The sequence below is a fragment of the Lactiplantibacillus herbarum genome, assembly GCF_001039045.1.
GTDB classification, from domain to species: Bacteria; Bacillota; Bacilli; order Lactobacillales; family Lactobacillaceae; genus Lactiplantibacillus; species Lactiplantibacillus herbarum.
Genome location: NZ_LFEE01000013.1, coordinates 1 through 10,402, shown reverse-complemented (window position 1 = coordinate 10,402; position 10,402 = coordinate 1). Strand labels below are relative to the sequence as shown.

Annotated in this window: 9 protein-coding genes; 1 reads left to right on the top strand and 8 read right to left on the bottom strand. The window is 43.0% G+C overall.

Going from position 1 to position 10,402, the window contains the following annotated elements:
• Nucleotides 1–619: 619 nt before the first annotated feature.
• From ACG95_RS04310 to ACG95_RS04275, 8 genes are all read right to left on the bottom strand, one after another.
• On the bottom strand, nt 620–1,585 hold the full coding sequence (locus tag ACG95_RS04310; RefSeq protein ID WP_047999327.1) for an ABC transporter ATP-binding protein: 966 nt from the start codon (nt 1,583–1,585) through the stop codon (nt 620–622).
• A gap of 6 nt (nt 1,586–1,591) precedes the next feature.
• Nucleotides 1,592–2,671 (bottom strand): ABC transporter ATP-binding protein, encoded by a 1,080-nt coding sequence (locus ACG95_RS04305; protein WP_047999326.1) that lies wholly within the window; start codon nt 2,669–2,671, stop codon nt 1,592–1,594.
• Between the two features lie 14 nt (nt 2,672–2,685).
• Nucleotides 2,686–3,720: an ABC transporter permease gene (locus ACG95_RS04300; RefSeq protein ID WP_047999325.1), complete on the bottom strand. Its 1,035-nt coding sequence runs from the start codon at nt 3,718–3,720 to the stop codon at nt 2,686–2,688.
• Between the two features lie 3 nt (nt 3,721–3,723).
• On the bottom strand, nt 3,724–4,653 hold the full coding sequence (gene opp3b / locus ACG95_RS04295) for an oligopeptide ABC transporter permease (RefSeq protein ID WP_047999324.1): 930 nt from the start codon (nt 4,651–4,653) through the stop codon (nt 3,724–3,726).
• A 157-nt stretch (nt 4,654–4,810) separates the two neighbouring features.
• A complete protein-coding gene (locus tag ACG95_RS04290; RefSeq protein ID WP_047999323.1) occupies nt 4,811–6,457 on the bottom strand; it encodes a peptide ABC transporter substrate-binding protein in 1,647 nt (548 codons plus the stop codon).
• Between the two features lie 387 nt (nt 6,458–6,844).
• The gene (locus ACG95_RS04285) at nt 6,845–7,225 is read right to left on the bottom strand and encodes a DUF1634 domain-containing protein (RefSeq protein WP_047999322.1); all 381 of its coding nucleotides are present in this window, start codon (nt 7,223–7,225) and stop codon (nt 6,845–6,847) included.
• Nucleotides 7,225–8,070 carry a sulfite exporter TauE/SafE family protein gene (locus ACG95_RS04280; RefSeq protein WP_152668283.1) on the bottom strand — a complete coding sequence of 282 codons (846 nt, stop codon included), beginning with the start codon at nt 8,068–8,070 and terminating at the stop codon, nt 7,225–7,227. The genes ACG95_RS04285 and ACG95_RS04280 overlap by 1 nt, the downstream gene beginning before the upstream one ends.
• Nucleotides 8,071–8,299: 229 nt before the next feature.
• On the bottom strand, nt 8,300–9,181 hold the full coding sequence (locus ACG95_RS04275; protein ID WP_047999321.1) for a LysR family transcriptional regulator: 882 nt from the start codon (nt 9,179–9,181) through the stop codon (nt 8,300–8,302).
• Nucleotides 9,182–9,317: 136 nt separating this feature from the next.
• On the opposite strand from ACG95_RS04275, the gene ACG95_RS04270 reads away from it, so the two are divergent.
• Complete coding sequence (locus ACG95_RS04270) at nt 9,318–10,331, top strand: MucBP domain-containing protein (protein WP_047999320.1); 1,014 nt, start codon at nt 9,318–9,320, stop codon at nt 10,329–10,331.
• Nucleotides 10,332–10,402: the final 71 nt, after the last annotated feature.

Sequence of the window (10,402 nt, the reverse complement as noted above, 5' to 3'; positions counted from 1 at the left end):
TTTTTAAAATAATAGTGCGAATTGATTACGGTTAATTCAGTCTTTTAGGCTAATTGATCAATAATACGTGATCAAGTTAACCTTACTAACTTTAACAATATCAGTTGTTCATTCGCAATATTATTTTAAAAAAAGTGCGAATCATTTATTAAGATGAATAATTATATTCATTAATAAGCTTCATTAACAGTATTATTATTGCACAACCATAAGAGTTACACAAACAACTACGAACGCTGGTAATCATTTTATTCTACAATAGATCCTATTTTAAATCTCCAGACCCCCACCCCTTCAATAGTCTTGTGAATTCATAATTTTATATTACATTTCTACAACAAATCGTTGCCAACGTCCAGGCATACCAATTAGTATATAAATGTTAAAATCCACGATAAATTCATTTATAATCAGCATCATTAAACATCATTAACTAGCCATACCATTGAAATTTTCAGAGGATTAAGGTTAACTTTATCTTTGGTTACTTACCCGAACCTTACATTGTAACCTGCATCATTAAGCCAACCTGCTACTGATAAAATTCCCTTTTCTTACAGTCATTTAGACAACAAAACGGACGCCAAGTTTGCACTCAACGCCCGTTACATTTAATTCACTATTCTGAAAAACTTGTCACTAACCCAGCGTCAACTGCTCGTTGAGTGTACATCGCAACTTCGTCTTCACTCGCCCGGACAAAGTGTCCTGGCGCGATTTCAACCATCCGTCGCTTCTTACCGTCCATTTCAGACGAATCATCATACGGCATCTGCTTGCGATTACGTTCGAATTCAGGATCAGGTACCGGTACCGCTGAGATCAAACTCTCCGTATAAGCGTGCAACGGTGAATTGTATACTTCATCAGCTGGTCCAATCTCAAGAATCTTCCCGTAATGCATGACGCCAATCCGATCACTGATATACTTCACCATCGACAGATCATGCGCAATGAAGAGATACGTCAAGTTCTGTTTAACTTGTAATTCCTTCATCAAGTTAACGACTTGGGCTTGAATCGAAACATCCAGTGCGGAGATGGGTTCATCGGCAATAATAAACTTGGGTTCAACGGCTAACGCCCGGGCAATCCCGATACGTTGACGTTGTCCACCAGAAAACTCATGCGGATAACGACTCGAATGATCCTTATTCAGTCCAACGGTATCTAACAGATCTTCAACCTGCTTAGTCCGATCAGCGTCGTCCTTAGCAAGACCATGGATATCAATACCTTCCGCAACAATATCCTTAACCTTCATCCGTGGATTCAATGAAGCGTATGGATCCTGGAAGATCATTTGAATTTCACGTCGGAATTCGTGCATCTCTTTTTTGGTATGCAACTTAGAAACGTCCTTACCGTTAAAGATGATCTGACCATCCGTTGGTTCATACAAATGGATAATTGAGCGGCCAGTCGTCGTCTTACCAGAACCAGACTCACCTACAAGGCCAAACGTTTCTCCCTCGTAAATATCAAAAGAGACGTCATCAACAGCCCGGACTTCATCTTTTCTACCAACATTAAAATACTGCTTTAAATGATGGACTTCTAATATCTTTTTACGTTCATCAGGCATGACTAATTACTCCTTTGTACTAGGATTTTGAATGGGAGCTTCAGGTTTCTGCATCGCCGCAAATTTCGTTTGTCGCCGAACAATTTCATCCGGTGGCGTTACTTTAGGTGCGTCTGGATGCAGTAACCAAGTGGCCGCATAATGCGTATCTGAAACCTTGAAGAATGGTGGTTCTTGTTCCGTATCAATCTTCATCGCGTAGTCACTACGAGCCGCAAAAGCGTCCCCTACTGGAGGTTCAAGTAGATCAGGTGGTGTCCCTGGAATTGCTGACAACGAGCCACTTTCAGTGTCCAAAGTTGGCATCGAGTTCAACAAGCCCCACGTATAAGGATGTTGCGGGTTGAAGAAGATTTCATCAACCGTACCATATTCAACAATTTTACCCGCGTACATAACCGCAACACGGTCAGCCATACCGGCAACCACACCCAAATCATGGGTGATGAAAATAATCGAAGTATCGATCCGGTTCTGTAAATCCTTCATCAGGTCCAAAATCTGAGCCTGAATCGTCACATCCAACGCAGTAGTTGGTTCATCAGCGATCAAGACTTCTGGGTAGCAGACTAATGCGATCGCAATAACGATCCGTTGGCGCATCCCACCAGAGAATTGGTATGGATAATCATTGATCCGACCTTCTGGATTCGTGATCCCAACTAATTTCAACATTTCTAACGCTTGCGCAATGGCTTCTTTTTTCTTTAAGCCCTTGTGCTTCATCAATGGTTCTGCAATCTGCATCCCAATCCGCATGGTTGGATCAAGTGAGGTCATTGGATCTTGGAAGATCATGGCAATATCCTTGCCACGAATATGTTGCATGTCTTTTTCAGACTTTTTAATGATATCTTCACCGTGGAACATGATACTCCCACGTTTGATCTCAGCATTGGGTGCCAAGAGTCCCATTAGTGAACGAGTGGTTACGGATTTACCCGAACCTGATTCACCAACGATTGCTAAAGTTTCCCCCTTACGCAGATCGAAGCTAACGTCACGGATGGCTTTAACTTCCCCTGCATAGGTATGGAAATTGATTTCCAAATTACGGACTTCAATCACATTTTCAGTTTGTTCCATAAGTTTGCCGTCTCCTAACGTTTCGATTTGGGATCAAACGCATCGCGCATCCCATCACCCAGTAAGTTAAAGGCTAGCATCAAGATGATGAGCACAATCGCTGGGTACCACATCTGGTATGGTAAGAATTGGAAGTTCTTCTGCCCATCAGAGATCAACGTCCCCAATGAAGCTTGTGGTGAACTGATCCCAATCCCGATATAACTAAGGAACGCTTCGAAGAAGATCGCGCTGGGAATCGTGAACATCGTTTGAATAATGATAACACTCGATAAGTTTGGCAAAAGGTGCTTCCAAGCGATCTTAGGTGCCGATTCGCCCAGCGTCCGTGCTGCCAAAATAAAGTCTTGGTTCTTCAATTGTAACGTTTGGGCACGTGTTAAACGTGCCATCGTTGTCCAACCGGTAATCGCGATGGCAGCAATAATCGAAGCCATCCCAGTTTTGGTGAACGCTGTTGCCATCAACACCATGACCACTAATTGCGGGATGGACGAGAGAATTTCAATCACACGTTGCATGAATAAATCGACTCGTCCCCCTTTCCAACCGGAGAGAATCCCGAACCCAACCCCAACGGTCAAGTCAATCAAGGTCGCAATCAACGCAATTAAAAGTGAGATCCGTGTCCCGTACATGATCCGAGCTAATAGATCACGGCCAAGGTAGTCGGTTCCTAAAATGTAATGAATGTCAGACTTAGCACCTGCTTGAGCATAGGCATCCACATCTTGACCAGATTGCGTCAAATGACCATTCAGCCCGTGGATGTTAACACCTGGAAGCTTAGGTGGTAAGTTGGCATACTTGGGTGCCTGAGCGTTTGGGTCAACGTGATAAACTGCCTGACCACCAAAGGCTACTAAGAACATAAAGACAATCACGATAAAACTAACAAAAGCAGTTTTGTTAGACTTCAACCGACGCCATACGTCTTGACTGAAGGTTAAAGATGGCGCAGCGATTCGTTCGTTATCAGGACCCGCTTGTTTATCTAACGGCTCGAAGTCGCCGGGCTTAATTTCAATGTTACTTGGATTTTCTGCCATTAACTAGTCCCCATTTCCACTTAAACGAATCCGCGGATCGATAATTCCGTAGACGATATCAGTCAATAATAATAGTAAGCAAAGGAGTGCTGAGTAGAAGATCGTCACACCCATGATGGTTGGATAATCATTCACTAAGATCGACTTAACGAATTGTTCCCCAATCCCAGGAACAGAGAAGATATTTTCAACGACCATTGAACCAGTCATTAACGCAGCGGCTAATGGTCCGATCAATGTCACCATTGGAATCAAACTGTTCCGAAGCGCATGGTGATAGACGATACCAAATTTGGATAAGCCCTTAGCCTTAGCTAATTCGATGTAATCCGAACTCAACACGTCAACCATGTCGGTCCGAATAAACCGGGCCGTTTCAGCTAGCGGACTAGCTGCCAATGCGAGGGTTGGTAAGATCGTGTAGGCAAATCCTGACCAACCAGCGACTGGGAACCACCCGGTCTTCAAACCGAGATAGTACTGTAACAGGATGGCTAACACGAAACTCGGTACCGCAATCCCTAAAATGGATAAGACGGTTGCCAAACGGTCAGCCCAAGTATCTTTTCTGATTGCACCGATGGCACCTAGGATAATCCCGAAGATGATCCCAACGATCAATGCTTGACCACCTAATTGCATTGATGGTCCCATCCGGCTACCGATGATGTAACTAACGGCTTGATCAGAGAATTGGAATGACAATCCCAAACTCCCCTTGAAGATGCCACCGATATAGATAAAGTATTGTAACCAAACGGGTTTATCCAATCCGTATTGGGCTAAGATTGCCGCTTTTTCACTGGGTGTCAACTTAGCTTCATTTTGAAGCGGTGTTCCGGGCATTAATTTCATTAAGAAGAACGTAACCGTCGCCACAATGAATAATGTCAGGAACAAGTAAAATATCCGCTTTAAAAGATATTTTCTCATGAGAATTCCTCGCATTCTATTAAAATAAACTTAAAAAACAATGACATCCATCATTATAAAACAAAATGGTAAGGATTAACAATGTGTCAATCCTCACCCCTTTGTTTCACATTCGTTCAGTTAAAGCACACACACTTTTTACTGTGAAATTACATCATTATTTAACGGACATGTACTTCAAGTTGTAGTTAGAACCAGCAGTATTGTAGATGATGCCCTTCACATTGTTACGAGTCAACGTTGCAGTAGCTTGTTGATAGATTGGGATGACACCCTGATCATTCATCAATTGCTTTTCAGCAGCGACCATGTCGGCCCAACGTGCAGTTTCGTTATTGGCATCGGCACCTTCTGCCTTCTTCACAGCTGAGTCATACGCAGCGCTGTTGTACTTACCGTTGTTGTATGAGTTGTCTGAAGTGAAGAGTGACAAGAATGAGATTGGATCAGTAAAGTCAGCGTTCCAAGCAGAGATAACAGTATCAAAGTTACCAGCTTGTGAACGAGATAAGCGTGTCTTAAATGGTACGTTTTGGTTGGTAACCGTTAAGCCTGGAAGTTTTTCCCATGCACCCTGAATGTATTCAGTACTCTTCTTGGCACCATCAGTATCATCAGAAAGTAGTTTGATATTCAGCTTAGTTTCGCCGATTTCTTTCATACCTTCCTTGAACAACTTCTTAGCCTTAGCTTGATCGTATTCAACTGCACTGGCAACGTAGGCATCACTAGTGAAGTCCTTACCAGTTGTTGGATTCTTAGCTAAGTCTTCAGAAACGTAACCCTTAGAAACGGTTGAACCATTACCTAACGTGTTGTTAACGTATGATTTCCGGTTGATAGCTAATGATAAAGCTTCACGAATCTTTTGGTTCTTGAAGGCTTTTGCTAACGTTTTATCGCTATCATTACGGTTAAGTTCAACGTAGAAGGTTGAGGCCGTCTTACGAACCAAGTAGTTCTTGTCATTCTTGTAGTTCTTAACTTGTTCGTTTGAAAGTGTCGTGAAGTCAATCTTGTTAGAGTTAAACAAGTTCAACCCAGTCGAAGCATCCTTGACAACTTGGTAGTTGATTGCAGACATCTTGACGTTCTTCTTGTCCCAGTAATCGTTGTTCTTCTTCAAAGTCCATGAGAGGTTAGTCCCCGTCCAGCCAGTCATCTTGTAAGGGCCGTTGTAAACCATTGCGGCACTGGTCGTCCCATACTTAGAACCGTACTTCTTAACCACTTTTTCGTTCTGTGGGAAGAAGTTGATGAAGCCCATTAGCTTATCAAAGTAAGCGATTGGCTTGTCCAAGGTAACGGTCAACTTGTAATCGCCGTCCGCCTTGATCCCTAAGCTAGAGACGGGTTTCTTACCGTTGGCGATATCGTCAGCGTTCTTGATGCCTGAATATAAGTATGCGTATTGTGACGCAGTCTTTGGATTAACTGTCCGTTGCCAACCATAAACGAAATCTTTGGCGGTAACTTTATCCCCATTACTCCACTTAGCATTCTTCCGCAGCGTAAAGGTATATGTCTTACCATCTTTAGAAACGGTGGTAGACTTCGCAATTCCGGGTGTGACTTTACCATTTTTTCCTAAACGGTATAACCCTTCATTGGTGTTATTCAGTGCATTAGAACTAACCACATCGGTTGACTTAGAAATGTCCATCGTTGGTAGTTCGGCTGATTCCGTCCAATTAGCTGTATTCTTAGCTGAACTTGAAGTGCTCTTATTAGAACCACAAGCGGCTAAGAACAGTACGGACGCACCAGCAACAACGGTAACTTTCGCAACTGTTTTAAAATTCATAAAAACCCAACCCCTAACTTTTTATCGTATATGTGTGTGCTTTTCCCTCGAAAAGTTAAAGTAATTGTATATTATAAATAAATTAAAATCAATCATAAACTCTAATTTTTATCATCATTTCATCATAATTATCGTTTTTTGCTCATTTAATACTATTTAAGCCTGCCAACATCAGCGCTTATAATCATTGATATTACAGTATTTTCGTTCGAAACAAACCGTTTTTAAATTCATTAACCACAATCGAAAAAAATTCTTAATAAATAATTGATTTCATCATCAAAAAGACCAAAAAAGCCCATTTCAGGCTTAGTTAAAACAGCTAAAAATTTCCAAACAAAAAGAGAATGCTGATTTTTATCAGCATTCTCTTAATTTTAAATCGTTTTAATTACCTAAATAACCAATAATTGACGCAATGATTAAAATCACTAATACGATCGTTGTGATCCAAACGTATAATCGATCCTTCTCAACTGCAAATGCGTAAATTGATACAGCCACTCGTAATGTCGGCGTTAGGATCAATAAAAATAACCCTAACATAATCACTGCGTAAGGCTTTAAGCTAATCACGCCGGCCCAAATGGTTGCAAAGCTATGTGGCTCAACACCATTTGGATAACCACCGTTACCTTCGATCAGCATCAGTACCATCCCAATCACCAAAACGATTGCGGACACCATCACACCGATTCGAAGAATATAGCCGATCATCATCTCAACTTGGTGCATCTCTTCTTGTTTAGTTGATTTCTGTTTGTCCATTAGATGGTCACCCCGAATCCTTTAGCAATCATCTGAATACCCAAGTAAAGCATTACGGGGACAAAAATCATCCGAATAAAGCGTGGTTTTAGTCGTTGCATGATACGTGAACCGATTAAAGCCCCAACAATAATCCCAACGGCAAGTGGTGCCGCAATGCCGGGTTTAATTGACCCATTAAAGAAGTAGACCATCGCACTGGCTGCCGCTGTAACACCCATCATCAAGTTAGAAGTGGCGGATGATGGTTTCAATGGCATGTGCATAATCGTATCCATGGCGAGCACTTTAAAGGCCCCACTCCCGATACCTAACAGACCACTCGCAAAACCAGCGCCAAACATCATTGTAAAACCACCGGGAACATTTTCGACTTGGTAATCGACTTGCTTTTTAAGTGCTTTATCATAGTAAGTGCCGTTCAAATTCAACTGCTCAGCCATTTTATCAGCCTTAACCTCTTGCAATTCATCACTCTTACTCATCAACTTACGAATCATATTGTAAGTCGTAAAGACGAGTAACGCGCCAAATAGGAAGTATAAGACAGTTGCATCCACGATTCCAGTCAAAACAGCCCCAAGAATCGCACCCACGGTCGTAGCAATTTCCAAAAACATCGCTACCCGTAAATTCAACATCTCATCCCGTAAGTAAGCAATCGTTGAACCCGAACTAGTTGCGATGACTGCAATAATACTAGCCCCAATCGCATACTTAATATCTAACCCTAATCCCAACGTTAGTACGGGCGTGACAATCAAGCCACCACCAATTCCTAAGATGGCGCCAAAGATCCCAGCTAATACACCAACTCCAAGCATCAATAACAATGAATAAATCAAGTTGTTTCACCCTCACCCTTTAAATTTCAACTGTAAGTGTAACATTTAATTAACCATGTATCTAATTATTAAATGGTTAGCCAATCAATCCCAGTCACAGCGGGTATTTACTCTTTGTATCAGTCAAGATTATCGATCGGCTGCAATTCACAGTAAGCGCCACCAATACCGTCATTTCAGTATAAGCCAATCAAAAGCCATTAAATTTTTAGATAGCAAATTCATTAAACTAGTCTAACAATCGCGCTTGCTTGAACTGCTCAACAAAACCGGCTACTAACGGTGTTGCTAAGGACTCAGGTGTCGTGACCAGTGCCAACTGCGTTTCAAACCGTGGATCAGCTAACGAACGAACCAAGACTTCACCACTATCATAGGTTTCTGCTAACGAACGTGGAACTAGGGCCACCCCGACCTGTAGATTAGCCCAGTGCATTGCTGTCCGGGCATCATCACAAGTCACCATATAGTTGGGCGTAATGCCGTCCTCTAAGAACGCTACGTGAAACAGCTCATTAAAACGGCGGTACTTGATCAAGGGTAAGCCTGCCAAATCACTTAATTGAAGTTGCCGCCGGTGCTCGAATTGCTGATATTTTTTCGGCAATACCGCTACCATTCGTTCCGCAGTGAAATAGCGACAGACTAGGTGCTGAGCATTGAACGGTGTCCGCAACACGGCTACGTCCAATAAACGCTTATGCAAGTCATCCAATAGTTCATAAGTATTTCCCTCAGTAATCGCTAACTGCACGTCACCGTGCGTATGTAGCCATTTGACCAGTATCGGGTTAGGAATTACTCCCGCTGATGACGAAACCGTCCCTAAATTTAGCGTTCCCGTAATCCCGTGAGCTAACGCCCGCACTTTATTTTCAGCAGTTGCTGATAATTGGGTCAACTGTTGCGCGTACCCGACCAGTAGCTGACCAGCTGGTGTCACCGCCACCCCCTGTGGTAACCGCGTGAATAACGTCACGCCCAATTCCAACTCTAATTGCTTAATCTGATAACTCAATGGTGGCTGAGCAACGTGCAACCGTTTAGCCGCAGCGGTCATCTGCCCCTCTTCTGCCACCGCCAGAAAGTATTGTAATTGTTTCAAGTTCATTCGATCGTCCCCTTATCAAATCTTAGTATACACGACTCCTCCCATCGTATTTTTACAATTTGCTTAAGTCATGTCAGAAGGGCTATGAATGCGTTATACTAGAAATAATTAATTTATTAATGAAAGGAGTGCGCGTATGTCATTTCTCGACCGCTTACGGGGCATGTTACGAGGACTTAATCAACCAGAAAGTAGCCCTCAATCTCCCAAATCCATTACGGCGACTTCAGCCACCCCAACAGTTAACCACACCGAGGCTTTAATCTTAGTCCATCACTTGGACAACGCCGGCAACGAACTACAAACACCTGATATGATTGCTGGGACGATTGGTGACGAGATTCACCTACCTGATGTCACAATTGATGGTTTCCACTTAGTTCATATTGATGGGCTAACGCGCTGGTTCACTACAGCTCAGGCTAGCATCACCTTAACTTATGAGCGCCAGGCGGGACAACCAGTCTGGATGTACGCCTACGATATTGATCGTCGCGAACTAATTGGTCGCCCCACTATGTACCGGGGTCAACTCAGAACAGCATACGAAGTGACCGCCCCGACTGTTGCTGGATTTAAACTACTCAGATCGGTCGGTGACGTGACTGGTGAGTATACGACTATTTCCAAAACCGTCCTCTTCTTCTATCGTAATCAAAATTGGCAGCAGACGGATCTCAGTACCGGCTTTATTCAGATTCATACGCTAACTAAGGTCTTCCCATACCCGGGAGCTACGACAACCCAATATCCTACTAGGCTACAACCCGGCAGTACGTATAAAACATACATGCGCGTTCGCCTAACGGATCATACTATTTGGTATGAAATTGGTGGTGATCAGTGGATTCCAGAAAGTCATCTTCAATTGACGACTGGTGACAACTTGTTACTCAAACTCCCCGCTGGCTACCACGTACAGAATCAGCGTGCGGTTCAACAAACCGGTATCGTTAGCTTTGTCCCCGGTAAACACGTGCACACTTACAGTGAACCATACGGCCGCTATCTAGGAACGGTCGATCACGGCACCACCGTTAACTTAATCGAACGATTGGCTGACGATAACGGCGTCGTCTGGTATCGACTCCAAGATCAAGGCTATCTGCCTGGACGATACTTGACACATTTAGATCCACCTTATCTTTAAACACAAACGAGTCTAGGATTTTTTCCTAGACTCGCTTTTTTTGGCTCTTTGTCAACGGCTGTTGATGGAGT